This window comes from Nocardioides alcanivorans (genome assembly GCF_021555175.1).
Taxonomy (GTDB): domain Bacteria; phylum Actinomycetota; class Actinomycetes; order Propionibacteriales; family Nocardioidaceae; genus Nocardioides; species Nocardioides alcanivorans.
Genome location: NZ_JAKGRW010000002.1, coordinates 176,095 through 203,058, shown reverse-complemented (window position 1 = coordinate 203,058; position 26,964 = coordinate 176,095). Strand labels below are relative to the sequence as shown.

The 26,964-nt window shown below is 69.3% G+C and carries 24 protein-coding genes, 1 tRNA gene and 4 pseudogenes; 11 read left to right on the top strand and 18 right to left on the bottom strand.

Annotated elements, in window-relative coordinates:
* Positions 1-21: 21 nt before the first annotated feature.
* From L1066_RS01100 to L1066_RS01085, 4 genes and pseudogenes are all read right to left on the bottom strand, one after another.
* Positions 22-3,288 carry an HtaA domain-containing protein gene (locus tag L1066_RS01100; RefSeq protein WP_235734522.1) on the bottom strand — a complete coding sequence of 1,089 codons (3,267 nt, stop codon included), beginning with the start codon at positions 3,286-3,288 and terminating at the stop codon, positions 22-24.
* A complete protein-coding gene (locus L1066_RS01095) occupies positions 3,285-3,440 on the bottom strand; it encodes a hypothetical protein (RefSeq protein ID WP_235734521.1) in 156 nt (51 codons plus the stop codon). The genes L1066_RS01100 and L1066_RS01095 overlap by 4 nt, the downstream gene beginning before the upstream one ends.
* A gap of 486 nt (positions 3,441-3,926) precedes the next feature.
* Positions 3,927-4,016: transfer RNA gene (locus L1066_RS01090), tRNA-Ser, on the bottom strand.
* Positions 4,017-4,075: 59 nt separating this feature from the next.
* A pseudogene (locus L1066_RS01085) lies at positions 4,076-4,509 on the bottom strand (nucleoside deaminase).
* Positions 4,510-4,602: 93 nt separating this feature from the next.
* On the opposite strand from L1066_RS01085, the gene upp reads away from it, so the two are divergent.
* Positions 4,603-5,244, top strand: a complete 642-nt coding sequence (gene upp, locus L1066_RS01080; RefSeq protein ID WP_235734520.1) for a uracil phosphoribosyltransferase — start codon at positions 4,603-4,605, stop codon at positions 5,242-5,244.
* 77 nt (positions 5,245-5,321) lie between these two features.
* Here the strand turns inward: upp and L1066_RS01075 are convergent, their stop codons facing one another.
* The 3 genes from L1066_RS01075 to L1066_RS01065 form a co-directional block, all read right to left on the bottom strand.
* Entirely contained in the window at positions 5,322-6,176 is an 855-nt protein-coding gene (locus tag L1066_RS01075) for a hypothetical protein (protein ID WP_235734519.1), read from the bottom strand.
* A gap of 25 nt (positions 6,177-6,201) precedes the next feature.
* Complete coding sequence (locus tag L1066_RS01070; RefSeq protein WP_235734518.1) at positions 6,202-8,388, bottom strand: HelD family protein; 2,187 nt, start codon at positions 8,386-8,388, stop codon at positions 6,202-6,204.
* Between the two features lie 72 nt (positions 8,389-8,460).
* Complete coding sequence (locus L1066_RS01065) at positions 8,461-9,066, bottom strand: rhomboid family intramembrane serine protease (RefSeq protein ID WP_235734517.1); 606 nt, start codon at positions 9,064-9,066, stop codon at positions 8,461-8,463.
* 91 nt (positions 9,067-9,157) lie between these two features.
* Here L1066_RS01065 and L1066_RS01060 point away from each other — a divergent pair, with 91 nt between their 5' ends.
* Positions 9,158-9,583 (top strand): DoxX family protein, encoded by a 426-nt coding sequence (locus L1066_RS01060; protein ID WP_235734516.1) that lies wholly within the window; start codon positions 9,158-9,160, stop codon positions 9,581-9,583.
* 35 nt (positions 9,584-9,618) lie between these two features.
* Here L1066_RS01060 and L1066_RS26305 read toward each other — a convergent pair.
* The 5 genes and pseudogenes from L1066_RS26305 to exaC all read right to left on the bottom strand — a co-directional run bounded on the left by L1066_RS26305 (position 9,619) and on the right by exaC (position 13,773).
* A pseudogene (locus L1066_RS26305) lies at positions 9,619-10,082 on the bottom strand (enoyl-CoA hydratase-related protein).
* Positions 9,983-10,363: an enoyl-CoA hydratase-related protein gene (locus tag L1066_RS26300; RefSeq protein WP_283095226.1), complete on the bottom strand. Its 381-nt coding sequence runs from the start codon at positions 10,361-10,363 to the stop codon at positions 9,983-9,985. The pseudogene L1066_RS26305 and the gene L1066_RS26300 overlap by 100 nt, the downstream one beginning before the upstream one ends.
* Positions 10,364-10,403: 40 nt before the next feature.
* Complete coding sequence (locus L1066_RS01050; protein ID WP_235734515.1) at positions 10,404-11,648, bottom strand: AI-2E family transporter; 1,245 nt, start codon at positions 11,646-11,648, stop codon at positions 10,404-10,406.
* 100 nt (positions 11,649-11,748) lie between these two features.
* The gene (locus L1066_RS01045) at positions 11,749-12,129 is read right to left on the bottom strand and encodes a DUF779 domain-containing protein (RefSeq protein ID WP_235734514.1); all 381 of its coding nucleotides are present in this window, start codon (positions 12,127-12,129) and stop codon (positions 11,749-11,751) included.
* A gap of 120 nt (positions 12,130-12,249) precedes the next feature.
* Positions 12,250-13,773 carry an acetaldehyde dehydrogenase ExaC gene (gene exaC, locus L1066_RS01040; protein ID WP_235734513.1) on the bottom strand — a complete coding sequence of 508 codons (1,524 nt, stop codon included), beginning with the start codon at positions 13,771-13,773 and terminating at the stop codon, positions 12,250-12,252.
* Positions 13,774-13,891: 118 nt separating this feature from the next.
* Between exaC and L1066_RS01035 the strand changes: the two genes are divergently transcribed.
* Positions 13,892-15,094 (top strand): helix-turn-helix domain-containing protein, encoded by a 1,203-nt coding sequence (locus tag L1066_RS01035; protein WP_235734512.1) that lies wholly within the window; start codon positions 13,892-13,894, stop codon positions 15,092-15,094.
* Positions 15,095-15,175: 81 nt separating this feature from the next.
* Here the strand turns inward: L1066_RS01035 and L1066_RS01030 are convergent, their stop codons facing one another.
* From L1066_RS01030 to L1066_RS01020, 3 genes and pseudogenes are all read right to left on the bottom strand, one after another.
* Positions 15,176-15,865, bottom strand: a complete 690-nt coding sequence (locus tag L1066_RS01030; RefSeq protein WP_235734511.1) for an efflux permease Rv1217c-related protein — start codon at positions 15,863-15,865, stop codon at positions 15,176-15,178.
* Positions 15,802-16,698 carry a hypothetical protein gene (locus tag L1066_RS01025; RefSeq protein WP_235734510.1) on the bottom strand — a complete coding sequence of 299 codons (897 nt, stop codon included), beginning with the start codon at positions 16,696-16,698 and terminating at the stop codon, positions 15,802-15,804. The genes L1066_RS01030 and L1066_RS01025 overlap by 64 nt, the downstream gene beginning before the upstream one ends.
* Positions 16,699-16,741: 43 nt before the next feature.
* A pseudogene (locus L1066_RS01020) lies at positions 16,742-17,667 on the bottom strand (ABC transporter ATP-binding protein).
* Between L1066_RS01020 and L1066_RS01015 the strand changes: the two are divergent.
* The 4 genes from L1066_RS01015 (at position 17,569) to L1066_RS01000 (ending at position 21,513) form a co-directional block, all read left to right on the top strand.
* On the top strand, positions 17,569-19,395 hold the full coding sequence (locus tag L1066_RS01015; RefSeq protein ID WP_235734509.1) for a molybdopterin-dependent oxidoreductase: 1,827 nt from the start codon (positions 17,569-17,571) through the stop codon (positions 19,393-19,395). The pseudogene L1066_RS01020 and the gene L1066_RS01015 sit on opposite strands and share 99 nt — an antisense overlap.
* Before the next feature lie 264 nt (positions 19,396-19,659).
* Complete coding sequence (locus L1066_RS01010) at positions 19,660-20,142, top strand: fasciclin domain-containing protein (RefSeq protein WP_235734508.1); 483 nt, start codon at positions 19,660-19,662, stop codon at positions 20,140-20,142.
* Between the two features lie 31 nt (positions 20,143-20,173).
* The gene (gene sigK / locus L1066_RS01005; protein ID WP_235734507.1) at positions 20,174-20,776 is read left to right on the top strand and encodes an ECF RNA polymerase sigma factor SigK; all 603 of its coding nucleotides are present in this window, start codon (positions 20,174-20,176) and stop codon (positions 20,774-20,776) included.
* Complete coding sequence (locus L1066_RS01000) at positions 20,773-21,513, top strand: anti-sigma factor (protein ID WP_235734506.1); 741 nt, start codon at positions 20,773-20,775, stop codon at positions 21,511-21,513. The genes sigK and L1066_RS01000 overlap by 4 nt, the downstream gene beginning before the upstream one ends.
* An 80-nt stretch (positions 21,514-21,593) precedes the next feature.
* Here L1066_RS01000 and L1066_RS00995 read toward each other — a convergent pair whose 3' ends face one another.
* Positions 21,594-22,193, bottom strand: a complete 600-nt coding sequence (locus L1066_RS00995) for a TetR/AcrR family transcriptional regulator (protein WP_235734505.1) — start codon at positions 22,191-22,193, stop codon at positions 21,594-21,596.
* A 55-nt stretch (positions 22,194-22,248) separates the two neighbouring features.
* On the opposite strand from L1066_RS00995, the gene L1066_RS00990 reads away from it, so the two are divergent.
* The 4 genes from L1066_RS00990 to L1066_RS00975 all read left to right on the top strand — a co-directional run bounded on the left by L1066_RS00990 (position 22,249) and on the right by L1066_RS00975 (position 25,791).
* Positions 22,249-23,472: a cytochrome P450 gene (locus L1066_RS00990; protein WP_235734504.1), complete on the top strand. Its 1,224-nt coding sequence runs from the start codon at positions 22,249-22,251 to the stop codon at positions 23,470-23,472.
* Between the two features lie 29 nt (positions 23,473-23,501).
* Complete coding sequence (locus L1066_RS00985; RefSeq protein WP_235734503.1) at positions 23,502-24,059, top strand: hypothetical protein; 558 nt, start codon at positions 23,502-23,504, stop codon at positions 24,057-24,059.
* 41 nt (positions 24,060-24,100) lie between these two features.
* Positions 24,101-24,565: a hypothetical protein gene (locus tag L1066_RS00980; protein WP_235734502.1), complete on the top strand. Its 465-nt coding sequence runs from the start codon at positions 24,101-24,103 to the stop codon at positions 24,563-24,565.
* Between the two features lie 122 nt (positions 24,566-24,687).
* Positions 24,688-25,791, top strand: coding sequence for an alcohol dehydrogenase catalytic domain-containing protein (locus L1066_RS00975; RefSeq protein ID WP_235734501.1), 1,104 nt, complete (start codon positions 24,688-24,690; stop codon positions 25,789-25,791).
* A 4-nt stretch (positions 25,792-25,795) separates the two neighbouring features.
* Here the strand turns inward: L1066_RS00975 and L1066_RS00970 are convergent, their stop codons facing one another.
* Positions 25,796-26,287, bottom strand: coding sequence for an aminotransferase class I/II-fold pyridoxal phosphate-dependent enzyme (locus L1066_RS00970; protein WP_235734500.1), 492 nt, complete (start codon positions 26,285-26,287; stop codon positions 25,796-25,798).
* Between the two features lie 44 nt (positions 26,288-26,331).
* A pseudogene (locus L1066_RS28285) lies at positions 26,332-26,643 on the bottom strand (aminotransferase class I/II-fold pyridoxal phosphate-dependent enzyme); the annotation flags it as partial.
* Positions 26,644-26,964: the final 321 nt, after the last annotated feature.

The following is a 26,964-nucleotide window of genomic DNA, read 5'->3' as shown; positions in this document are numbered from 1 at the left end:
CGCGGCTGGCCGAGTTCCGGGTCAGCGCACCCGGAGCACCACCGCCTTGCTGGTCACCGAACGCTGTCGCGGGTTGGCGACGGTGGTCACCGTCAACCGGTGCTTCCCCTTCGCCAGGCGCGGTAGACGCAGGACCGTCCGGCCCTTCGCGTTCGGCTTCAAGGTCGTGCGCAGCAGCACCTTGCCGCCTGCCCGCACCACGACCTTGCCCCGCACCTTGACGCTGGCGATCGGCAACGTCGTCACCACCGCGAGCTTGGCCCGCGCTGCAACCCGAACCTTCTTCTTGGGCAGCTTCGCGGTGACCTTCGGAATGCCCTTGGTGACTCGCAGGGCGTCGCTGCCAGATGACGTGCTCAACGCCTCGGTCCCCAGGAACTGCGCCCGGAGCACGTAGGCACCCGGGGTGACCCCGGCCGGCACCTTGGTCGCGGCGACCGAGTCGACCACCTTGGCGTTCCAGGTACGACCCGCGACGCTCAGACGCACCGTGCCGTTCACCGAGCTCTGGTCGTCAGCGCTCACCCGCACCCGCACGTTGAGCGGTTGCCCGAAGCCGGTTGCGCCAGCCGCCAGGACCGTCGTACGAGTGGCCACCGCGTCGGTGTCGGTGTCGTCCACCACCTCGCCGAGCTCGACAGTGCCACTGATCGGATCCAGGTCACTCCCGGCCGGGTAGAAGTCGGCGAACGCCGGGGCACCGACCGCGGTCAACGCGGCAGGCACCTCACTGAGGAGGATCTGATCGCCCAACGCACGGATCCGGTCGCCGCCGTTGTCGAGATCGGCCAGCACGACGTCGTCGTAGGTGGTCAGCGTGCCACTGTCCAGCCCTCGCGAGACCACGTCTGCGACCAGGGTCGCTCCGGCACCGTCCACCAGCACTCGCGGATCGCTGATCGTCAGATCGAGTTGCGGACCGTTCCCGCTGTCGTGACCGAAGAACCGTACGGATCCGCCGAGCTCGATGATGCTGGTCCCAGCGGGATCCCAGACACCATCGACCACCGGGAAGGCGAGCGTGCCGTCCTCGTTGGTGCTCACGCCGTCGCTGACCTCGATCGAACCGTGGGCGATCGGCCCAGTGATGTAGTTGCGGAACGATGCCTTGACACCCCAGTCGATGCTGCCCGCGGTGATCTCGCGTCGCTCGACGCTCGGCTCGGCCACCGTGACCGTTGCCCGGCTGCTGGTGACGCTGCCGACCGGGTTGGTCAACCGGGCCCGGAACGAGGTCCCGGACAGGCTCACGTCGACGTCGTCGAGCTGCAGGGTCGCACTGGTCTCACCGGGGACGTCGTGCCAAACCCCACCGATCCGCTGCTGCCACTGGACCGTCGGGGCAGGGCTGCCGTCCGGCATCACCTTGAGTTGGACGTCCTCACCCGGGGCCGCCGCCACGTCGGTCGGCTGCACCATGATCCGCGGTGGAGTCCGCAGTTGCAGGGACACCCGCTCGCTGGCAACCCGACCACCGGTGTTCTCCGCGATCAGGCGGTACTGACGTCCCTGATCGGCTGCGGTGACCGTGCTGGTCAAGGTGGTGCCCTGCGCGCCGTCGGTGACCTCGGTCCATGCCTGGCCGGGCAGTCGCGACTGCCAGGTGACGCTGGGCGCGGGGGTTCCTTCGACGGTCGCCGAGACGGTGATCTGCGCGGACTCGCCGCTCAGGTCGGCGACCGGCGCCTCCGGCTGCTTCGCGAAGGAGGGGCTCTGGGCGACCGCACGGATCACGTTCAACCCGTCGGGGAGGATGCCCCAGATGTCACCGTCGGAGGTCAGCCCGACCACGGGGTTGTTGCCGTACGGCCCGTCGCTCAGACCGCCCCGCGCCACCAGCACACCACGCTCGAGCCGGGTGATGTTCTGGCTGGAGTCGGTGACCCCGACCAGGGTGTCGCTGGCCCAGTCGGCGAAGAGCATCGACTGGTTCCGGTTCAAGTCGAAGTTGACCTTGAACGGGACCGGCTCGGTGGCGGTACCCAGGCGCCGGTTGTCGGAGTAGCCCACATAGGGGATGAAGAGCGCGGAGTCGCCGGACATCACCGCATACACGCCGTTGCGGGTGCCGAGGACGCGATCGGGCTGCCGGTCGCCGACCTGCTCCAGCGGCTCGCCCACGAACCGATCACCGACCTGAGCCAGGCGTTGTACGGGGCGACTGCCGCCCAGTGAGGTCGCGAGCAGCACGGTGCGTCCCGCACCGTCCGGTACGGCGACCATGTTGACCAGGGAGTTCTCCCACGTCGCGCTGCCGGGGCTGCTGATCTGCACGGAGCCGATCCTGCTGGCCGTCCAGGTGCCGTCGACATCGCGCACCTGCCACATGTCGGTGCTGGTGGCGCTCCGGCTGCGCGCGACCAGGTACCGCTCGCCGACCGGGTCCCAGGCCCCCGCACTGCCACTGTCGTGGATCAGGTCGGGGGCATGGCTGTCGGCCACCTCGGTGGCGGTCAGCGTGGTGCCGTCCCACGCGTAGGTGACCAGTCGGCGATCGGCGGCGTTGGTGGTGTACGTGGCAGCGAAGACCGTGTCGGTCCCCGGGTCGATCGCGATCGAGTCCCGCAGGATGTCGCCGGTCACCCCCGGTCCGGCGACCCAGTCGCTGAGGGGCTCCAACGTTTGCGGGTCGAGCACCGCGACCCGGGAGTCGCCCCAGCCGATCAGTTCGCCGGTGCTGAGTCGGCCGACGATGCGCTGGGCGTTCCGCCCGGGCTGCGGGGTCGCGGGGGTGGCCTCGTGCACGGCCTGTCCGGCCACGTCCCAGGTCTCGCCCACCGGCTTGCCGCCTGGCCCGTCGTAGCTGAAGGTGACGGGGTCGACGACCGTGCCCGCCGAGTAGCTGAAGATGCGCTCACCGTCGGCGGTCATGGTCGCGGTGAGGTCGGACCAGGTGGTGACACCGCCGACCACGGTAGGCAGCGCATCCTCGACGTCGAGATCGACCAGGGCGACGTCGTCGTAGGTCACGATGTCGCCACCGGCGATGGGCCGGCTCTCGGCGTCGACCAGGATGCTGGCCCGGTCCTCGGAGATCTCCACCTTCACGTCGCTGAAGGTGAGGTCGAGGTCGCAGGGCCGCGCCAGTGTCTGGCCGGCCTCGGGCACGCCGTGGCAGTGACCGAGGAACTCGACACTTCCGGCGAACTCCACTGTCGTGGTGCGCGTGGCGTCGTCGTAGCTTCCGCGGGCCACGGGGAAGCGGAACGTGCCGTCCTCATTGCGCGTCACACCGCCGGTCAGGGTGGTGCCACCGGCTCCGATGTAGTTGCGCCACGATGCCTTCACCCCCAATCGAGGCCGCTGCCGCTGCTGATCGGGGTTTCGGCCGCCTGGGCAGGCGAGACGCCCACCGACAGGACACCCAAGGAGGTCAAGGTGAGCGCTGACGCCAGCACCGCGGCCACGGGGCCACGACGCCGACGAGAAGATCCGGGCATCTCGGGTGCCCTTTCGTTAGCAGGATAGGTTAGGCAACCCTAATGGCTAACCATTCGGCCCGCATCGGGTGGTTCATGGTTTTTGCGCGATCCGTCCGATTGGGGCCGGGGAATCTCTCCGCCTGCCACAGCCCAGCCCTGAGCAGTGAGGCATCGCACTGCGCACCGGGAATCGCTCCTACGCCTACGAGGACCGCTTCCGCGTCATACCCATCGATCGGCTGCGGACCCCCAATTGCCTCAGCGGTTGCACGACTCCGTGGGCCCGGGCGGCTCCGATGTCTTGCGACATGGGCCATCCGCACGCTTTCGGCCTGGCTCATCCACGACCTCGACGTCCGCATCATCAACGCCATCACCGGCGAACTACTGCGCGAACTCGCCATCGACCCCAACAAGGACTACCAACCACGAACCCCGAAATGAAGAACACCCGAACCCACATTTCCGTGGGTTCGGGTGTCCGCGATGTCCCGAGACATCACATGGCGGTGCTGGAGGGATTTGAACCCTCGGTGGACTTGCACCCACAAACGCTTTCGAGGCGTTCTCCTTAGGCCGCTCGGACACAGCACCGTGGGGAACCTTACCGGAGTGACGGGGCGGCGGAAAATCGGCCTGCCGGGCCGGGCAGGTCAACCGCGGTGCTCGTCGAAGAAGTCGTGCAACAGCGCGCGGCACTCCGCCTCCAGCACGCCTGCGACGACCTCGGGTCGATGGTTGAGGCGACGGTCGCGGACCACGTCCCACAACGAGCCGACGGCACCTGCCTTCTCGTCGAAGGCACCGAAGACGACCCGGTCGAGCCTGGACAGCACGATCGCGCCAGCGCACATCGTGCACGGCTCCAACGTCACCACGAGGGTGCAGCCCGACAGCCGCCACTCCCCACGTGCCGGGCGGCGTCGCGCACCGCCATCACCTCCGCGTGCCCGGTCGGGTCACCGTCGGCCTCGCGCACGTTGTGGCCCCGCCCGATCACGGCACCGCTGGAGTCGAGCACCACCGCCCCGATGGGTACGTCGCCGCTGGCGAGGGCCGCCGTACCCTCCTGCAGCGCCGATCGCATCGCCTCGTCGTAACGCCCCGCCATCCCCACCTCCCTGAGAAGTCGCCGTCCAGTCTCACACGAACGCGGGGCCGGGACAGTAGGGTCTGGGGCATGAAGATCCAGGTCGTCGACCACCCGCTGGTGGCCCACAAGCTCACCACGCTGCGTGACACGAGCACCGACAGTCCGACCTTCCGTCGCCTTGCCGACGAACTGGTCACGTTGCTCGCCTACGAGGCGACCCGTGACGTGCGGGTCGAACCGGTCACCATCACCACCCCCGTCTCACCCACCGAGGGCGTCCGACTGACCACGCCCAAGCCCCTGGTCGTGCCGATCCTGCGGGCCGGGCTGGGCATGCTCGACGGCATGGTTCGGCTGCTGCCGACGGCCGAGGTCGGCTTCCTCGGCATGATCCGCAACGAGGAGACCCTCGAGGCGTCGACCTACGCCGAGCGGCTGCCCGACGACCTCTCCGGCCGCCAGTGCTACGTGCTCGACCCGATGCTTGCCACTGGCGGCACGCTCGCCGCCGCGGTCCGCTTCCTGGTCGACCGAGGCGCCGACCACATCACCGCGATCTGCCTGCTCGTCGCCCCCGAGGGCGTCGCCCGGATCGAGGACGACCTGAAGGACGTCAAGGTCCCCGTCACCGTGGTCACCGCCGCCCTCGACGAGCGCCTCGACGAACGTGGCTACATCGTGCCCGGCCTCGGCGACGCCGGCGACCGGTTGTACGGCGTCGCGCACTGAGAACGTGTTGGGGATGGTTCGGCCCGCGCAGCAGGCCATGACCTTCCCCAACACGTTCTGACACCCCAGCCGGGCCGTCACTGCAGCGGACGGATCGGCTCCCCGTGCAGGTAGCGGAAGGTGAAGGCAGCGGCGACGGTCACGATCGGGTAGGCCACGAAGACGCCGACCAGGCAGGCCAGGACGCCGAGGAGCATCACGCAGAAGACCAACAACGCGAGCAGCAGCAATGCCCCGAAGTTGGCGCTGACCAACGAGAAGCTGGACTTGATCGCCGTGATCGCATCCTGGCCCTTGCCGACGATGAAGTAGTTGGTCATGAAGGTCATGAACAACACCACGATGCCCGGCAGGATGCAGAGCATCAGGCCGATCGTGACCAGGACCCCGACGAGGATCGCCGCCAGGATGACCTGGACGAAGTCGATCCGGTTGAACGCGTTGCCGACACTGACCTCGCGGCCGTCGACCACGTCGAAGGCAACGCGGATCGCCACCGCCGACAGCATCAGGCCGACGATCGACCCGATGACGTTGAAGACCAACACCCCGGGGTTGAAGTCGAACTCGACACCACTGGAGTCCGCCGTGAAGGTGAGGAATCCCTCGGCGCCACTCGTCGCCGTACCGATGCCCTGGATCGCCCCCGGGACCAGGATCGCGAGCAACGAGACCACGAGCAACGGGCCGGCGTGGGCGCGGAACGCCTTCCAGCCGTAGCCGATCGCCTGGGTGGCGTCATAGCTGGCGGACGGCGGCGGTCCTGAGTACTGCGGTTGCCCCCAGCCCCGGGCGGGCCGGGCGGCTGCTGGCCGCCACCGCCTGGTCCGGGCGGCGGCTGGTTGCCCCAGCCCGGCTGCTGCGGATCGTTGGACGGGTACGGCGGAAGATCGCTCATGGCGTCGAGCGTAGGGGCGGCGCCGCTCGAGCAACAGTCCCAGCCGCCCGATCCGGACGTCAGCTGACGAGCGTCAGCAACTGCGTGGCTCGGGTGAGCACCACGTAGAGCGTTGCGCGGCCCGTCGCGGACTCGTCCTCGATCTCCTGGGGTCGTACGACGACGATGCCGTCGAACTCCAACCCCTTGGTCTCGAGGCCGGTCAGCACCACGATCCGGTCCTCACCGCTCGCGGAGTCACCGGGGTTGGCCGCCGACTTCGCATCGTCGGCGAACTCCGACCAGGACGCGAGCCAGGCGTTCACCTCTGCCCGACGGGCCACCGGTACGACGATGCCGACCGTGCCCTGCACCTCCGCGGCGAGCCGGGTGACCTCAGCACGGGTGGCCTCCGAGAGGTCGTCGACCGGGCCGACCACGACCGGCTCGGCGCCGGTCGAGCGCACGGCGCGCGGGAGGTCTGCGTCGAGTCCGACTCGCTTGGCATACGCCTCGGCGTAGGCGTAGATCTCGGAGGAGTTGCGGTAGTTGGTCGACAGGTGGAAGGCGTGCACCTGCTTGCCCTCCAACGCTTCGGCCCGGGCAGCGGCGGCCTCGGCCGGCACCGGCCAGGACGACTGGGCCTCGTCACCGACGATGGTCCACGAGGCTGTGCGACCACGCCTGCCCACCATGCGCCACTGCATCGGTGTGAGGTCCTGTGCCTCGTCGATGAGCACGTGGGCAAAGGGGTCGTCCTCGATCCGATGGGTCGGCGGGCGCCACCCGGGGCCGCTGTTGAACTCGCGGTCGGCGACCGTGGTCAGCTCCTGCAGGTCGCCGCCCCGGTGGTCACCCCACTCGTCCTGACCCTGGTTGCGTTCGGGTATGTCCCCGACCTGGTAGCGGACCTCGTCGAGCAGCGGGACGTCTTCGATGGTGAGCCCGCCGGCCTGCCAGCTCTTGTGGAGCAGCATTTGCTCGTCGCGGCTCAGCACTCCATCACCAACGCGGGCCAGGAAGTCGGCGTCCTTGAGCCATTCGAGCACCATCGACGCATCGATCGGCGGCCACCACTGGACGGCGAACTCGAGGAAGACCTCGTCCTCTAGCATGTCGTCGAGGAAGGCCTCCTTGCCACGATCGCGACCGCGGTCGCTGCGCACCTGACGCCACAGGGCATCGAGCAACGTCGAGGCGACTCGCGGCAGCTGACGGTTGCGCTGGCCCTGGGAGAGCAGCTGGCGGCGGATCTTGCCGAGCAGGGCGCGATCGAGCACGAGCACGTCGTCTCGGTAGAACAGGCGGAACTGGCTGGGGGCACCGGGCACTGCCTGCCGCGCAGCGCGACGGACGACCTCTGCCATCCGACGCGACCCCTTGACATCGGCGACCGCCGGCTCGTCGTGGCGGGTGGCACGGACACCGTTGACGACCTCACCGAGTGCACGCAGCGCCACCGCCGTCTCACCAAGGCTGGGCAGCACCCGCTCGATGTAGCGCATGAAGACACCGGACGGGCCGACGATGAGCACGCCACCGCCTTCATAGCGGCGTCGGTCGTTGTAGAGGAGGTACGCCGCCCGGTGCAGCGCCACGACCGTCTTGCCGGTGCCGGGGCCACCGGAGATCGCCACCACGCCGCGCCCCGGTGCCCGGATGGCCTCGTCCTGCTCGGCCTGGATCGTCGCCACGATGGAGTGCATCGACCGGTCGCGGGCACGGGAGAGCTGCGCCATCAGCGCACCCTCGCCGACGATCGGGAGGTCACCCGACTCCGGTGCCTCCGGGTCGAGCAGTTCGTCCTCGACACCGATCACCGCACGTCCGGAGTTGCGCAGCACCCGGCGTCGTACGACGTCTTGCGGCGTGGCCGCGGTCGCCTGGTAGAAGACAGCGGCTGCGGGGGCCCGCCAGTCGATCAGGAGCGAGTCGTGGTTCTCGTCGCGCAGGCCGATGCGACCGATGTAGCGGGGTTCGGGATCGACGGCCCGACGCAGGTCGAGGCGCCCGAAGACGAGCCCCTCGTGCGCGGCATCGAGCTGCGCCATCCGCTTGGCCGCTTGGAAGACCATCGCGTCGCGTTCGACGAGGCCACCCTCGTGACCCAGCCGACCACGCTCGTGACCTTCGCGGGCGAGCTCCTGCGCAGAGCGTGCCGACACCTCCATCTGGGCATAGACGCGCTCGACGAAAGCCTGCTCGCCTGCGACCTCACGGGCGGCGACGTCGTCGGTCGGGTCAGGCGTGGGCGACTGCTCGGACAAGCGGTCCTCGTTTCCGGGGCGAGAGAGGTGACAAGCACCCAACTTTACCGGCGGCGCCGGCATTCCCGGAGGTCAGGCTCGGGTCTCGGCGCCCTTCTCACGCTCCGCCATCCAGAACGCCGCCAACCCACCGCCGATGGCGCCGAAGAGGTGACCCTGCCAAGAGACGCCGGGGGTGGTCGGCAGCACGCCCCACAGCACTCCGCCATAGATGACGAAGACGACGAGGCCGAGCAGGATCTGCAGCACGTTGCGATTGAAGAAACCGCGCAGGAGCAAGAAGGTGAGCCACCCGAAGATCAGCACGGACGCACCGAGGTGAAGCGTGTTGGCGCCGCCGGTCAGCCAGGTGCCGACTCCACCGATCAGCCAGATGGTGCCGGTCGCGCGGGCCCAGACGGGGCCGCCCGACAGCAGGATCAGGAAGCCCAGCACCAGGGCCGGGATGGTGTTGGCGATGAGGTGACCGAAGCCGGAGTGCAGCAGCGGCGCGAAGAGGATGCCCCACAGACCGTCGGCCTGGAGCGGTTCGATGCCCAGGCGGTCGAGCCGGTTGTTGAGGATCGTGTCGACGATCTCCAGCACCCACAGCACCCCGACGAAGACGCCGATGACCAGGGCAGCATCACTGACACGCGAACCACGCGCTTCCGGCTCGTTGAGCTCAGGCAGGGACATGTCCTGAGCGTAGTTCGTCAGGACAACGATGAGTCCGCTGCCCGAGACCGGTCTGCATCAACATCCACGCACTCACCTGAGGAGACTTCCCATGGCGCGCACCACCCACCAGACACCTGCCGGCAGCAGTGGGACCGAACCCACGAGCCGTCGTACGACCGGGCACGTCGCGGGGCTGGTCATCACCGGCCTCGTCGTCGCGTTCCTCGCCTTCGACGCGATCAGCCACCTGCTGGTGGTGGACGCCGTCAAGGAGTGGAACGACGAGCACGCCGGCCCGGAGAACTTCCCGGTGATCTGCGGTGCGGTGCTCACCGTGGTGCTCCTCATCCACCTCGTGCCGCGTACGGCGGTGCTCGGCGCCGTACTGCTCACCGGTTACCTCGGCGGCGCGATCTGCCTCAACCTGTGGCTCGAGCAGCCCTTCGGCCACAGCGTGATGGCCTTCGCGGTCGCCGCACTCGCCTGGGTCGGGCTGTGGCTGCGTGACCCGCGGGTGCGGTTGCTCCACAGCTGACCTGTGACGACTGCGACGTCACCGCGCAACCCGTGCTACTTCGAGCGGCTCAGGAAGGCGAGCATCGCGTCACGGGCCTCGTCGGACTCGAAGAGACGCGCGGAGAGCTTGGCCAGGTCGGGGCCATGGGTGTCCATGTTGTCGAGCAGCGGCCGGTTGAGCAGCCGCTTGGTCTCGCGCAGGCCCTGGGGACTTCCGGAGGCGAGAGCCCGGCAGACCTCGTCGACCTCGGCGTCGAGGTGACTCTCCGGCACCGCCTTGGTGACCAGCCCCATCTCGGCTGCCTGGGCACCGGTGAACTTCTCCCCGTCAGACAGGCCCACGCGGCAGCGCGGCTGGTCATGCGAGGCAGCACGGTCAGCGAGATCCCCGCCGGGGCGAGGCCGAGCCTCACCTCGGTCAGGGCGTACGTCGCATCGTCGGCGCTGATCGCCACGTCGGAGGCCGCGACGATCCCGATGCCGCCCGCGCGCACCGCCCCGTGCAGGCGGGTGACCACGGGCTTGGGGTGGGCTGCGATCCGGCGCTGCAGCTCCACGATCGCCAGCGCCCCTCCTCCATCGTCCCGCTGGACGCCTCGGACAGGTCGGCGCCGGAGCAGAAGGTGCGGCCCTCGGCCCGGATCACCACGACCCTCACGTCGGCGTCGGCCGCAGCCCGCTCCATCCGCTCCTGGAACTCGGTGAGCAGCTGCCGCGACAGCGCGTTGCGGTTGTGGGGCGAGTCGAAGGTGAGGGTGGCGATGCCGGCGGTGACGGCATACTTCACGAGCTCGGTCATGGACGTCATGGTGCCACGTGCCCGGGGCTGCGCCCGGGCATCACGAGGTCGAGTCGTCGTCCGGGAGCTCCTCTGCACTCGCGGCGCCGCCCTGGGCGTCGGAGTCGTCGTCGACGTCGTCCACGGCGAGCGGGTGGCCGGCCGCGGTCTCGACCACGAGACGGTGCAACGGCTCGGGCGTGCCTTCGGCCAACGCCGCCTGTTCGTTGAGGTAGCGCAGCACCACCGCGATGACTGCGGTCACCGGCACGGCCAGGAACGCACCGACGATGCCGAAGAGCGTCCCGCCCAGCGCCACCGAGAGCAGCACCACCGCAGCGTGGAGATTCATGCTCTTCGACTGCAGCCACGGCGAGAGCACGTTGCCCTCGAGCTGCTGGACCGCGACGATGATCGCGAGCACGATCAGCGCACCCTTCCAACCGACCGCGACCAGCGCGACCAGGACAGCGACACCGCCCGCCACGAAGGCTCCCACGATGGGGACGAAGCCACCGAAGAAGGTGAGCACGGCGAGCGGAACTGCCAGAGGCACCCCGACCAGGATCAAGCCGATGCCGATGAAGACGGCGTCGATCATGCTGACCACGGCCTGGGTCCGGATGAATCCGCTGAGCGTGGTCCAGGACCGGGTGAGCACCTCGGCCAGGTGCGAGCCGACCTTGTCGCCGGCCACGCCACGGACCCAGGGGATGAACTTGCGGCCGTCCTTCAGGAAGAGGAACGTCAGGATCAGCGTGACCACCAGGTTGACCAGGGCCGAGGTCACCGCACCGACGCCGACCAGGACGCCGGAGGCGATGTCGCCGGTCGACTCCATGAGCCGGTCCTGCACGGTTTGCAGCGCCGTGTCCAGCTGCCTCTTGGAGACGATGTCGGATTCCTGCACCCACTCCTGGAGCCGCTGCAGGCCACCCACGGTGTCATCCACGATCTGCCCGGTCTGACCACCCACCGACGGCGCGAGCAGGTAGAACACGAACCCGACCACCCCCATCGAGAGGATCAGCGACCCCGCCGCCGACAGGGCGGGCGGGAACCGGAGCCAGCGCTCCATCAAGCCGGCGAGCGGCGCCAGGACCGTGGTGATGATCAGGGCGAGGGTCACCGGGAGCACGATCGTCCAGGTCCACTTGATGACCAGACCCAGCAACAGGGCTCCCAGCGCGATGCAGACCCAGCGCAGGCTCCAACGGGCCGTCCACTGGATGCCGTCGCCGATGACCTCGGCCCTGCTCCTACCCCGCTCGCCCGCGGGCCTCCCACCCTGCGTCGTTGCCTTCATGCCGACGATCGTCGCACGTCCCCGCACAGGATCACGTCGGGCCACGCGCGCTCCCGCCACGCGACGACCTGCTCCGTCCCGCCGGACCGCTGGGGCCCGCTCAACCCTCCAGTGCGGCGTACTCCTCGTCGCTGAAGAGCCGGGAGCGGATCAGGAAACGCACCCCCTCCGGTGCCTCCAGCGAGAAGCCCGCACCCCTGCCCTTCACGACGTCGACGGTGAGGTGGGTGTGCTTCCAGTACTCGAACTGCGCTGCCGACATCCACATCGGCACCTTGCGCTCCGTGCCGACGTCGAGGTGTCCCAGGAGCACGTCCGAGGCACCCGTGCGGAACTCGCCGTCCGGGTAGCACATCGGCGAACTCCCGTCGCAGCAGCCGCCGGACTGGTGGAACATCACCGGGCCGTGGATGCCGACCAGGCGGCGGATCATCTCCGCCGCCTGGTCGGTGACCGCGACCCGTGCGGGTGGTGCCGTCATGTCGTCTCCGCTTCTGCCGACGTACGCCGGGTGGTTGGGTTGGCCGGGTGCCTCACCGGGTCTCGACAAGCTCGACCACCGGAGCGCTCGACCACCGGAGCGCTCGACCAACGGGTGGGGTCAGAAGAATCCGAGCTTGTCGGGGCTGTAGGAGACCAGGAGGTTCTTGGTCTGCTGGTAGTGGTCGAGCATCATCTTGTGGTTCTCACGCCCGATGCCCGACTGCTTGTAACCGCCGAAGGCGGCGTGGGCCGGGTAGGCGTGGTAGCAGTTGGTCCAGACCCGGCCGGCCTGGATCGCCTTCCCCACGCGGAAGGCCCGGCTCCCGTCACGGGTCCACAGGCCGGCGCCGAGACCGTAGAGGGTGTCGTTGGCCGTCTTGAGGGCATCGGCCTCGTCGTTGAACGAGGTCAGGGAAACGACGGGGCCGAAGATCTCCTCCTGGAAGATCCGCATCGAGTTGTCACCCTCGAAGACCGTCGGCTGCACGTAGTAGCCCTCGGCCAGGTCACCCTCGAGCACGTTGCGCTCACCACCGGTGAGCACCTTCGCGCCCTCCTGCTTGCCGATGTCGAGGTAGGAGAGGATCTTCTCGAGCTGGTCGTTGGAGGCCTGAGCGCCCATCATCGTCCCTTCGTCGAGCGGGTTGCCCTGCTTGATCGCCTCGACCCGCTTGATCGCGTCGGGGACGAAGTCGGAATACATCGACTGCTGCACCAGCGCACGCGAGGGACAGGTGCAGACCTCACCCTGGTTGAGGGCAAACATCGTGAAGCCCTCGAGGGACTTGTCGTAGAAGGCGTCGTTCGCGGAGGCGACGTCGTCGAAGAAGATGTTGGGGCTCTTGCCGCCGAGCTCCAACGTCACCGGGATGATGTTCTCCGACGCGTACTGCATGATCAGCCGGCCCGTCGTCGTCTCACCGGTGAAGGCGATCTTGCGGATTCGCGGTGACGACGCGAGGGGCTTGCCCGCCTCGACGCCGAAGCCGTTGACCACGTTGAGCACGCCCGCCGGGAGCAGGTCGCCGATCAGTTCCACGAGCTTGAGGATCGACCACGGGGTCTGCTCCGCAGGCTTGAGTACGACGGCGTTCCCGGCAGCGAGCGCCGGCGCCAGCTTCCACACGGCCATCAGGATCGGGAAGTTCCACGGGATGATCTGACCGACGACTCCCAGCGGCTCGTGGAAGTGGTAGGCCACGGTGTTCTCGTCGATCTCCGAGATGCCGCCCTCTTGGCCGCGGAGGGCACCGGCGAAGTAGCGGAAGTGGTCGATGGCCAGCGGCATGTCGGCGTTGAGGGTCTCGCGGACGGCCTTGCCGTTGTCCCAGGTCTCGATGACGGCGAGGTCCTCGAGATTCTGCTCCATGCGATCGGCGATCCTGAGCAGGATGTTGGAGCGGTCGGTGGTCGACGTACGGCCCCACGCGTCGGCAGCGGCCCACGCCGCGTCGATCGCCGCGTCGATGTCCTCGGCCGTGCCGCGGGCGATCTCGGTGAAGGGCTTGCCGTTCACCGGGGAGATGTTCTCGAAGTACTGGCCCTTGATCGGGTCGACCCACTGGCCGCCGATGAAGTGTCCGTAGCGGCTCTCGACCTTGATCGCCGATTCCGAGGTGCCGGGCGCTGCGTGAACAGTCATGTGATCTCCAAAGTCCGGTGTGGATCCGAGGGCGCCTCCGTGACGCCGATCACCAAGCTAGGGAGCGTGTCGTTGCAACAACGTTGCGTGGGTCACATCCGCGACGCACACTGACGAGGTGACCAACGACGGGATGCGCGCCCAGGTCGCCGACTCGTGGCACCGGTCGGCGGCAGCCGGTGTGTCCGCCGACGCACCCGAAGCACCGATCACCTTGGACGAGGACCTGCTCCACGACCACCGTGCCGCCCATCCGCTCGCCGCCGTCTTCCCGCTGCTCGACGACGTGCTCGGGCAGGCGGCACGCGACTGCGATGCGGTCATGGCCGTCTCCGACGCGAGCGCCCAGCTGCTGTGGGTCTGCGGACGCCCCGACGTGTTGCGCCAGGCCGAGCGGATCGGCTTCGTCGAGGGCGCCAACTGGGACGAGCGCTTCGCCGGCACCAATGCCCCCGGTATGGCGATCGCCCTCGACCAGCCGGTCAGCGTCATCGGGTCCGAGCACTTCCGACGCTCCGTGCAGCGTTGGAGTTGTGCGGCCTCTCCCATCCACGACCCCGTCACGGGCGCACTGCTGGGCGTGCTCGACGTGACAGGTGCCGAGCAGATCGCCGTGCCCCAGACCCTCGCAATGGTCCGGGCCGCCGCCCGGATGGCCGAGACCGAGCTGGCCCACGCGCACCTCTCCTCGGCACCGGCCAGCGCGGTGGCCGCACCCGACCGGCTCACCGTCAGCCTGGAGGCGTTGGGACGTCAAGAAGCACTCACCCGCATCACCGGGACGTCGGGTCGCGCCGGCGCATTCCGGCTGAGCCCTCGACACAGCGAGATCGTGGTGCTGCTGGCGTCGGCGCCACGAGGCCTGTCGGGCGACGAGCTCAACGTGCTCCTCTACGAGCACGACAACCAGTCCTCGACCCTGCGTGCCGAGATGAAGCGACTGCGCGCCCTGCTCGGCGACGAGTTGCTCGCCTCTCGCCCCTACCGCCTGGCCGCCGACGTCTCGGCCGACTGGCTGGAGGTGGAGGCCAAGCTCAGCGCTGGTGACGTGTCCGGTGCTCTCCGCAGCTACCGCGGCCCGCTGCTGCCACGCTCGACCGCTCCGGGCGTCGTACGGCTGCGTGAGGCGGTGGAGGCCGGACTGCGAGCGGCCGTGCTGCACTCCGGCACGCCCGATCTGATGTCCACCTGGACACGTTCCGCATGGGGTTCCGACGACTACGAGATGTGGTGCGCCCAGCGCGACGCCGTCGGCGCGAACTCGCCGCTGCTGCCGCTGATCTCGGGCCAGTTGGCCCGGCTCGACCGGGAACTGGCCTGAGGCTGGGCCTCCGGGACGGGGTGGGTGGGTCTCGACCCTTCGACAGGCTCGAGACGGCGCAGGCTCGACCTCCGATGGGGGTCAGTGCACGTCGCGCCGGGCGAAGGCGGCCTGGGCGGCCCACCAGAGCAGTCCGGCCAGCGCCAGCAGCACCAGCAGTGGGGGCCAGTCGAGGTCCTGGGCAGGCACCAGGGCGAGGTGCTCGTAGGGCGACAACGCGGTGAGCCAGTCGGGGAAGTCCAGCGGTCGGGCGAAGAGCACCACGACCACGCTGAAGCCGAGCCCGGCCCAGGCCCAGGGCGCCCAGTCGGCCGACAACGCGTGGAGCAGCCGGGCCACTCCCATCCACACCAAGGTGGCGGCGGTCAGCGAGAGCGCCCCCACGAGGAACGGGGCGAAGCGATCCAGGGATCCGGTGACCCCGGCGTACCCGATCGCCATGCCGAGCGCTCCCGCAACGGCGACGGCGAAGGTGCCGGTCACGCTGACCAGACCGTGGGCGGCATACCAACGTCCCCGCGGCAACGGGGTCGCGAGCAGGGGTTCGACGCGGCCGGCCTCCTCCTCGGCACGGGGCCGGAGCGCGGAAGAGATCGCGAAGGCGCACCCCAGCAGGGCCAACATCAACAGCGCGTTGGCATAGAACCCGTCGACCAGCGCCGCCCCAGCGACCTCGAGGAGCTCGCGGGTGGTGTCGGAACCGCCGATCAGGTCAGCAGCGCTGTCTCCGATGGATCCGTAGGCCAGGCCGAAGAGGAAGAGGCCGACCACCCAGCCGACGACCGAGCCGCGTTGCAGCCGCCAGGCCAGTCCGACGGGCCCACCCAGCGACGCCGGGGCCCGGGCTGGGCCGGGCGCGCTGCGAGCAACCCACTCCCGACGTCGCGCCGCTCGAAGAGCAGGTACGACGCCCCGACGGCCAGCGCGGCCACCACCAGCAGGAGCAGCGCGGGAGCGAGACGCTCACCGGAGAAGGCCCGCATGGCCTGGCCCCAGCCGATCGGGGAGAGCCACGAGAGGATGCCGTTGCCGACATCGCCGACAGCACGGAGCACGTAGGAGATGGCGATCACCGACCCTGCGATGCCATACATGCCGCGGGTGCTTTGGGTGAGCTGGGCCGCAACGAGTGCGGTTCCGGTGAAGACCCACCCGGTCAGTCCCACCTGCAGACCGCTGGTGACCGAGCCGGCGGTCGGAAGACCGTAGGACCAGAGGCTGCCCGCGACACAGAGGCCGACCAACACGTTGGCCAGCAGCGCCGTCACGAGCGCAGCGGTCTGCGGAGCCCACCTGCCGATCGCGGTGGCGCGGAGGATCTCGTCGCGGCCGCTCTCCTCCTCGGCCCGGGTGTGGCGCGCGATCAGGTACATGCTCATCAGGCCGGCGCATACCGCCCCGAAGGCGCTGGCCTGCCACGTCACCTGGCCGCCGACCGTGTTGAGGGCCCGCGGTGGTCCGGCCATCGCGATGAAGGCGGCGTTCTTCTCCATCAACGCCGCCGCCTTGTCGAACTCCGCCTGACTCTCGTAGACCCCCTCGATGCCCACGGCCTGCGACCAGTAGAGCAGCGTGATGCCCACGGTCCACGCCAGCACCACCACTTGTCACGCCTGAGGAAGGTGCGCAGCAGCAGACCGGCGCCGGTCATGCTGGATCCCCCTCGGCAGTGGCCGAGCCAGCTGCGGGGAGCTCGTCGCCGTAGTGCCGCAGGAAGAGCTCCTCGAGCGTGGGCGGCTGCGCGGTCAGCGACCTGATCCCCAGCCGGTGCAAGGCTCCGACTGCCGAGTCGAGCTGATCGGTGTCGACCTCGAACACGGCCCGCTTGCCCTCCACGACGAGGTCGTGGACGCCCACGAGACGGTCGAGGCCGTGCGGCGCCTCGGCGACCTCTGCCATCACCGAGGTGCGGGTGAGGTGGCGCAACTCGCTCAGGCTGCCCGACTCGACGCCCACCCCGTTGCGAATGATCGTCACCCGATCGCAGAGCCGTTCCACCTCCGCGAGGATGTGGCTGGAGAGCAGCACACTGTGTCCATCGGAGCGGAACTCGTCGATCGCCTCCTGGAAGGCGGCCTCCTTGATGGGGTCCAATCCGCTCGTCGGCTCGTCGAGGATCAGCAGCTCGACCGGGGACGCCAGCGCCGCGACCAGGGCGACCTTCTGACGGTTGCCCTTGGAGTAGGAGCGCCCCTTCTTCGTCGGGTCGAGCTCGAAGCGCTCAAGAAGGTCCGCACGGCGCTGCTCGTCGATGCCACCGCGGAGTCGACCGAGCAGGTCGATCACCTCACCGCCGGTCATGTTGGGCCACAGGTTCACGTCGCCGGGCACGTAGGCGAGACGCCGGTGCAGCTCCGCCGCCTGCTTCCACGGGTCACCGCCGAGCAGCCGCACGGCGCCGGAGTCGGCACGCAGCAGCCCGAGCAGCACCCGGATCGTCGTGGACTTGCCTGCCCGTTGGGACCAAGGAAGCCGTGCACCTCGCCCTCGGCGACCTGCAGGTCGAGCCCGTCCAGCGCCCGGAACCTCCCGAACGTCTTCACCAGTCCAGCGATCTCGATGACATCGGTCATGACGACGACGCTAACAATCCGGACGCCGGCTCGCTCCGAATCACTCGCATGGACACCCGAGCGAGTGACCGCCCGACATCAGCGCCGCCGTACCGACCGGGGCTCCTGGTGTGGCTGGGGTTCGGGGTGCTCGCCTGCCTGGCCGGCATGGCGATCGGCCACCTCGTCGCAGCGCTGCTCACTCCCGCGTCGTCGCCGGTACTGGCGGTCGGAGCGACCGTCATCGACCAGACGCCGACACCCATGAAGGAATGGGCGATCCGACAGTTCGGCGACAACGACAAGACGATCCTGGTCGGCAGCGTGCTGGCCGTGACGATCCTGCTCGCCGCCGTTGCGGGCGCGCTCGCGCACCGGCGGTTCGCCGTCGGCCTCGCCCTCCTCCTCGCCCTGGTCGGCCTGGCCGGGCTCGCCGCACTCAACCGCCCTCTCGCCGAGCCGTACGACGCCCTCCCGGCGCTGGCGGCGGGTCTCACCGGCGCCGGCGTGCTGCTGGTGCTGCGCCGTCTCGACGGGGCCGCACTGCCGGACGACCCTGAGTCGGCAGCGGACACCCCGCCGGACGATCCGGCCCCAGTGGACGAGTCCCCGCACGACGGAGCACCCCTCCCCGACCCACCTGCTTGGCACCCGATGGCGCGCGGCACCGCCCAGCCCCAGGTTGCCGGCACCTCACGCCGCACCCTGCTCCTGACCGCCGGTGCCGTCGCGGTGCTGGCAGGAGCGGGTGGCTGGATCGGCCGGGTGGTCGAGCAGGCCCGCACCAGCATCGGCAACATCGTGCTGCCCAAGGCCAGCAGCGTGCCGGCACCGTTGCCGACCGGGCTGGAGAAGGCGATCCCTGGGATCTCCGACTTCCGCACCGCGAATGGCGACTTCTATCGCGTCGACATCAACCTCAGCGTCCCGCTGGTCCCGGTGGACGACTGGGACCTTCGCGTCGACGGCGAGGTCGATCAGCCCTTCACCCTCGACTTCGATGAGCTCTGCGCCTTGCCGATGGTCGAGCGTGACATCACCATGACCTGTGTCTCCAACGAGGTCGGCGGCAGATACATCGGCTCCGCCCGGTGGCTCGGCGTACCGCTGGCGACGCTGCTGGAACGAGCGGGCGTGCAGTCCGGTGCCGACCAGATCCTCAGCACGGCAGCTGACGGCTTCACCATCAGCACCCCGCTCGCGGTCGCCCTCGACGGGCGCGATGCGCTGGTCGCGATCGGGATGAACGGCCAGCCGCTCCTCGCTGAGCACGGCTCGCCGGCGCGTCTCATCGTGCCCGGGCTCTACGGCTACGTCAGCGCCACCAAATGGTTGCGCAAGCTGACGATCACCCGCTACGGCAAGGCGACGGCGTACTGGACCGAACGCGACTGGTCCGAGGACGGTCCGATCAAGGTGTCCTCACGGATCGACACGCCGCGCTCCGCGGATCGGGTCGCCGCCGGCCGGGTCGCGATCGGCGGGGTCGCCTGGGCCCAGCACCGCGGCATCGCGGCGGTCGAGGTCTGCATCGACGGTGGCCCGTGGCAGGCCGCCCGGCTGGGCCCGGACGCCGGTGTCGACTACTGGAGCCAGTGGTTCCACCTCTGGGACGCCACCCCGGGTCGGCACACGCTGGCGGTGCGCGCGACGACCGTCGACGGCGAGGTACAGACCGGCGTACGCGCCACTCCGTTCCCGGACGGGTCGAGCGGCATCCAGGAAATCCTCGTAACCGTCGAAAAATAAGGGGTTTGGACCAATCCGGCCCTCGCGCCAGCTCCGAATCACTCCTGACAATCCACCATCGAAAGGCCTCATCATGAAGCGCACCATCCTCAAGCGGGCCGGCGTCGCCGCGGCCGCGATCGCCATGACCGCCTCCTTCGCTGCCTGCGGCTCGGACGACTCCGACGACAACTCGTCGGGAGACGACAACACCAGCCAGGACTCGGGCGTCGACATGACCGATGGCAACGACGACATGGGGGCGACGACGCCGACGGTGACGACATGGACGCCGCGGCCGCCACCTTCGGCGAGGGCTGCAGCCTCATCCCGACCGACGGTGCGGGCTCCTTCAACGGCATGGCCACCGAGCCGGTCGCAACCGCGGCCTCCGCCAACCCGCTGCTCAAGACCCTGGTCTCCGCCGTCGGCGAGGCCGGCCTCGTGGACACCCTCAACTCGGCCGAGGCCCTGACGGTGTTCGCGCCCACCGACGACGCCTTCGCGGAGATCCCGAAGGACGCGATGGCCGGCGTGATGGCCGACAAGGAGATGCTGACGACCGTCCTCACCCACCACGTGGTGGCCGGCAAGCTGGCGCCGGAGGACCTCGCCGGCGAGCACGAGACCCTGGCCGGCGACACGATCAAGGTCACCGGCTCCGGTGAGTCGTTCAAGGTCGCCGACGAGAAGGCGACCGTGCTCTGCGGCAACATCCCGACCGCCAATGCCACGGTCTATGTCATCGACACCGTGTTGATGCCCTGATTCACCACCGTCGAGCGCAAGGATCGAAGACGTGAACCAGGCCCATCCCGACTCCACCGGCGACACATCGCCGGTGGGGCGAGGCACCGCGGACCCACTGGCCGGCATGCTGCACCGGTCGGCTCGTGGGGACGAGGCAGCCTTTGCACAGTTGTACGACGCCACGGCCGCGAGGCTGCACGGCCTGGTGACCCGCGTCGTACGCGATCCGGCGCAGTCCGACGAGGTGACCCAGGAGGCCTACCTCGAGATCTGGCGCACCGCGTCGCGGTTCGACCCGCGGCGCGGCAGCGCGTTGTCGTGGCTGATGACCATCGGCCACCGACGAGCCGTCGACCGGGTACGTTCGGCCGAGTCGTCGAGTCGTCGCGACACGACCTACGCCCGCGCCGACCACCGTGTGGAGCACGACTCCACCGAGGAGGCGGCGCTGGCCGGGCTGGAGAGCAGGAGGGTCCGCGCGGCGCTCACGAGCTTGACGACCGTCCAACGCGAGGCGATCGAACTTGCCTACTTCGGCGGTTACACGCACACCGAGGTGGCCAGCCTGCTCGACCTCCCGGTCGGGACGGCGAAGACACGCATCCGAGACGGCCTGATCCGACTGCGAGACACGATGGGAGTGGCCCAGTGAACGACATCCATGCACTCTCCGGTGCCTACGCGGTCGACGCACTCGACGACGCGGAACGCGTCGCCTTCGAGGCACACCTGGCGGTCTGCGGAGACTGCCGGATCGAGGTGGCTGAGCTTCGCGAAGCCACCGGCCTCCTCCCCGAGCTGACCAGCGCACCTCCGCCGCCGGCCCTGCGCGACGCCGTACTCTCCGAGATCGCCAAGGTTCGCCCGCTGCCGCCCCTGCGTACACCGCCGACCGAGTCGGAACCGTCGGCTGCGGTCGTGCCCATCGAACGGCGCCGACGTCGGCTGCCGCTGCTCGCGGCCGCCGCGGCCGTCGTCGTCCTGCTGGGCGGCGCCGTGGCAGTCATCCAACCGTGGACGGACGAGACCAGCGAGGCACCGAACATGGCGGACCAGGTGATGGCCGCCGACGACGCACAGGAGGTCAGGCTCGACCTGGCCGACGGCGCGACCGCCCGCCTGGTGCGTTCGGTGTCGCAGGGGCGGGCAGTCGTGATCACCCAGGACATGCCGTCCGCTCCCGAGGGCCGCGACTACCAGCTCTGGTTGCAGACACCCGACGGCGAGATGGTCGATGCCGGCCTGATGCCGGACCGTCCCGACCAGACCATGCTCCTCACCGGTGACGCCACCGACGCCGTCGGTGCCGGGATCACCGTGGAACCCGACGGCGGATCTCCCCAGCCGACAAGTGACCCGATCGTCTTCTTCGACCTCGCGGACGGCTGACCCACGCCGAAGTCGCGCAGTTGCGTGCCGAGGTCGCGCAGTTGCGGGCCGAAGTCGCGCTGATTGCGCCCGAGGCTGCGTCAGCCCGTCAGGGCACCGGTCAGCATCGACACGAGGTGGTCCACGAAGCGTGAGTGCGAGAGCCGGACCCGGCGCGACGACTCCACCTCGCGCGCCCGCTCGGCCAGTGCCGCGGCGAAGAAGGTGACGACGGTCGCGACGCGTTCCCTAGCGACGTCGGTGCCGAACTCCGCCTCCAGTGCCTCGACCAGGGCCCGCAGCTGCTGGTCCAGGACAGTGCCGGTCAGCAACTCGACCGTGCGCCCGGTGGCCAACCCGGAGAATCCGGCCAACTGCTCCATGATCCGGAGGAAGTCCCTGCCGCGCTCGTCGTTCAGCAGGTCGGTGGTCGGCTCGACGACCTTGCGGACCAGTTCCAGCACTCCGTCCCCGGGCGCGGGCCCCTTGCGCCGACCCTCCATCGTGCCCAGATGTTCCGCCGCGATCGCGGCGACCAGGCCCTGCCGCGAGCCGAAGTGGTAACCCACGGCCGAGTCATTGGCCTGGCCGGCCTCGCGGACGATCGACGCCAGCCGGGCACCGCCCACGCCGTCGCGGGCGAACTGCCGCTCGGCCGCGCGCACCAGTCGTTGCCTGGTGGGGGTTGCATCTCGGGCCACGGCACTGAACACTAGCGACAGCCAATTTAACGGCTCTTGTTAGAAGGATGTCCCCATGACGGTGGCGTACGACCCGCTGGATCCCGCGTTCCGCGCCGACCCCTACCCGGCCTACGCCGCACTTCGCGAGGAACGGCCGGTGCACCACCATCCAGGGGCACCCGGGATTCCCGAGTTCTGGTCGTTCGCACGGTTCGACGACATCTGGGACGCGGTCCGTGAGCCCGCGACGTACTCGTCGGCACGTGGACTGACCTTCCACCCCGACGAGATCGGGAAGCTGGGGATCCCGCCGACGATCGTGATGCTGGATCCGCCCGTGCAGACCGCCTTGCGCAGCCTCATCGGTCGCGCCTTCACCCCGCGCCGGATCGCGAGCATGGAACAGAAGATCCGCGACTTCGTGCGGGAGCGAATCGCCGACCTGACCGAGCGCGCTGCGGCCGGCGAGGAGGTCGATCTCCACCAGCTGGTGTCGTCCCCCCTTCCGGTCTTCGTGCTGGCCGATCTCCTCGGGGTGCCCGAGAGCGATCGCGCCGCCTTCGCACCGTGGGTCGCAGCGCTCACGCAGGTGCAGAACGACGGCTTCGCCGTCGACCCCGAACAGCTGAGTGGCATGGACGCGGCGGCGCAGATGATGGGCTACTTCTCCGAGCAGATCACCCATCGCCGTACCTGCGAGCACGACGACCTGCTGGGGGCTCTGGTTGCCGCCGAGCTCGACGGGGAGAGGCTCTCCGACTGGGACATCCTGGGCTTCTGCTTCGTGATGGTCGCCGGTGGCAGCGACACGTCGGCGAGCCTGGTCTCGCACGGGATCACCCTGCTCACCGCCGCTCCTGGCCAGCGTCGACTACTGCTCGACGACCCCTCCCTGATTTCCGGTGCCGTGCTCGAGTTCCTGCGCCTCGAGTCGTCGGTGCAGGGACTCGCGCGGAGCACCACCCGCGAGGTACGGATCCACGACACGGTGCTTCCCGAGGGCGCGAAGGTGATGATGCTCTACGCCTCCGCCAACCGCGATCCGCGGGAGTTCGGGGAGACCGCAGCAGAATTGGACGTACGCCGGCGGCCCGACCGGCACCTGGCCTTCAGCAGCGGTCCGCACTTCTGCATCGGAAGCCACGCAGCCCGTCTCCAGGCGACGATCGCGATCGAGGAGCTGCTGGCCGCGCACCCCCACATCAGCGCGGACCCCAGCCGCGGCGTACGGCATGATTCGTTCTTCGTCCGCAGTTGGCACCACCTGCCGGTCGGGGACCTGGAGTCGCGGGTGTGAGACGACTGCCCCCGGGGTAGGCCGAGGACGTGAACCCACGAACCTCCTCGCGGATGGCTCTCGCCGCTGCTGCTCTCCTCCTGCTCGGCGCCTGCAACGGCTCGTCGGACGACGACGCCGGCGACGACGCCACGCCGGACGGCCGCTCAACGTCCGAGACCAGACTGCCCGTCCCGGACGACGCACCCTTCCACCAGCGGGCGATGGCGGCATGCACGGCGTCGGTCAACTCGGCACTGTCGGCCGAGGAGTCCCCCGCCATCGACGTCGTGACGAGCATCCTCGACAAGCAGGAGCCGAGCGCGGAGCAGCTCGCGCAGTGGCACCATGGGTTCGACTCCCGGCTGGACCGGTTGCGGGCCATGCAGGAGATCCTGTCCGCACTGAGCTCCGACAAGCCCGAGGAGCAGGCGGCGTGGGAGGTCGTGATCGACTCCGGTGACCAGCTCATCACCCAGACCGAGACCAGGCGCGACCTGTTGGCAACGGGCGACTGGGCGAAGGTCAGCACGGGGTTCCTGCCCGGTTCGACCGACGCGGATGCCACGGACGGGTCCAGCCCGGAGGGGCCGAGTCCGGCTCCTTGAACGACGCACTCGCGACACTGGGCCTCGGCCGGACGGATTGCATGGATCCCTATTCGCTGCGAGCCGTCGTGGAGGGCTCCGCGGAGTTCGTGACCCAGGTCAGCGAGGCCTGTCTGGCCGTCGGCATCCGTCGTGACGAGAGTGACTTCGAGAACGATCTCACGGTCGGCCTCAACGTCCTCGCCAAGATCAAGACCGGTGACGACCTCACCGACGGGGACCTCGACACCCTCGCTCCGGCCTACGAGCGCATCGTCTCCGAGTGGGAGCAGACCGTGGTCGATCTCGAGGCCGTCGACGCGGCACCACCACTGCAGGACGAGTGGGACGACGTACTCGCCGCGGCCCGGGAGCGCATCGATGTCTACGGCAACCGGCTGGAGGCGGTGCGCTCCGGAGATCTCGACCGGGTCACCGAGGCGATGCAGCCGACCTGGGAGTATCCGGGGATCCCGATCCAGGACGCAGGCGTCCAGCGCCCGGTCTGCATGCTCGTCAGCGGCTGACGCGAAGTGGCGCTGGTTACGCGCCGAGGTAGCGGTTGTTGCGCGCGTTTTCGCTGGTTCGCTGGATATTTCTGCCAGTTCGCGGGACATTCGTGAGGGTTCGCGGGTGAAGGAGTCAGTTGATGCAGATCCAGGGCGCGGTGCTCAACCAGGTCGGCGCTCCCGGCCCCTTTGCCGAAAGTCGCCCCTTGACGATCGACACCCTGGAGCTGGGTGAGCCAGGTCCGACCGAGCTCTTGGTGCGCATCGAGGCCGCCGGCCTGTGCCACTCCGACCTGTCGGTGCTCAACGGCGACCGACCCCGACCGGTGCCGATGCTGCTCGGCCATGAGGCTGCGGGGATCGTCGAACGTGTCGGCACCGCGGTGTCCGACGTCGAGGTCGGCCAGCGGGTCGTCGCCACCTTCCTGCCGCGCTGCGAGGAGTGCGAGGCGTGCGGTCGTGGCGGGATCACGCCGTGCACCCCGGGCAGCGCTGCCAACAACCTCGGCGAGCTCATTGCCGGCGGCACTCGCCTGACGCGTCGTGGCGAGCGGGTGCTGCATCATTTGGGCGTCTCCGGGTTCGCCACCCACACCGTGATGGATCGCCGCTCGGTGGTGCCGGTCGGGGCCGACGTACCTGCCGACGTCGCAGCGCTGCTGGGTTGCGCGGTGCTGACCGGCGGCGGGGCAGTGCTCAACGCGGGTCGCCCACGTGCGGGCGAGACGGTGGTCGTCGTCGGACTCGGTGGTGTCGGGATGGCCGCCGTACTGACCGCGCTGTCGGTGCCCGACGTCACCGTGGTGGCGGTCGACCCGGTCGACTCGAAGCTGGGTCTCGCCACCGACTTGGGTGCGCACCGGGCGTTGACCCCTGCCCAGGCACAGGCCGAGGGTGTGAAGGGCCGGGTGGTGGTCGAGGCCGCCGGCAGCGCACGTGCCCTGGAAGGTGCGATCGGCCTCACGGGCGCGGGTGGCACCACCGTCACCGTGGGTCTGCCGCATCCCGACGCGCGCATCAGCGTGTCTCCCCTGGGATTCGTTGCCGAGGGCCGCTCGCTGGTGGGGAGCTATCTGGGTTCTGCCGTGCCGGCTCGCGACGTGCCTGCGTTCGAGCAGTTGTGGCGCGAGGGGCGGCTTCCGGTGGAACGGCTCATCTCCGACCGGATCGCGTTGGGCGACGTCAACGAAGCGATGGACCACCTCGCCGCTGGCACCGCCCTGCGCCAAGTCATCGTCAACTGAGCGGTCAGAGCGACGCCGCCATCCGACGTACGGCCTCCGTCAGTACCTCGGGCGAGGTCGCGTGGTTGATCCGCGCCCACTGCCTGCCTCGTAGGGGGTCATAACGCCAGCCCTGCGCCAAGGCGACGCGGCCCTTGTCGAGGAAGGTCTGCGTCGGGTCGTCCAGTCCGAGTGCGCTGCAGTCGAGCCACGAGAGGTACGTCGCCGCTGACGGTGCGATGCGCACCTGCGGGAGTTCCTCGGCCAGGAGGTCTGCGAGCAGGGCGCGGCGGTCGGTGAGTTCACCGAGCACCTGGTCGAGCCATCCCTCGCCCTCGGAATAGGCGGCGGTCTGGGCGAGCACGGCCAGGTGGTTGGCGCCGTGGGTGACGACCTCGTGCAGTTCCGCCAGCACCGTGACCTCGGGGCCACCGACCGTGAGGGCGACCTTGAGCCCAGCAAGGTTCCAGGCCTTGGAGCCGGAGACGATCGCGATGCCACGCGCAGCCTGCGGCACCTGCAGGTAGGGGTGAAAGCGGCAGGTTCGTGCACCAGCGGTGCATGGATCTCGTCGCTGATCACTTGGATGTCGTGGCGATCTGCCAGCTCCGCGAGCTCTCCCAGCTCTTCCGGCGTGTGCACCGTGCCGGTGGGGTTCTGCGGATTGCACAGCAGATAGGCCGAACCTGGCCCGGCCTCGACGAACGCGCGCTCGAGCGCTTCCGGGTCGAGTCGATGCTCGGTGTCGAGCGGAGCCATGACCGCCCGTTTGCGCACCGACTCGACGAATCCGAAGAAGCTCTCATAGCAAGGCGGGCTGACCACGACGGCCTCGCCCGGCAGCAGGTGCAGGATCTCGGCGATGCCACCCATCACGTCGGGCACGAGCCCGAAGCTCTCGGAGTGGGTGATCCAGCCCCAGCGACGGGCGGCGAAGTCGCGAAAGGCCTCGATGAGCGGGGGCGCCCAGCCATAACCGGTGTCGCCGCTGCTGATCGCGCGGGTGACCGCCTCGACGACGGCCGGACATGGCCGCGCATCCATCTCGGCGACCCAGACCGGCAAGACGTCGGGATCGTGGAGACGCCACTTCACACTGGTACGGGTGGCCCGGAGCGTGGGGAGGTCGTCGCCGAGGATGCGCATGCCTCCATCATGACTGGCACCTGTGCGCGACCACCGATGGCGCGTTGG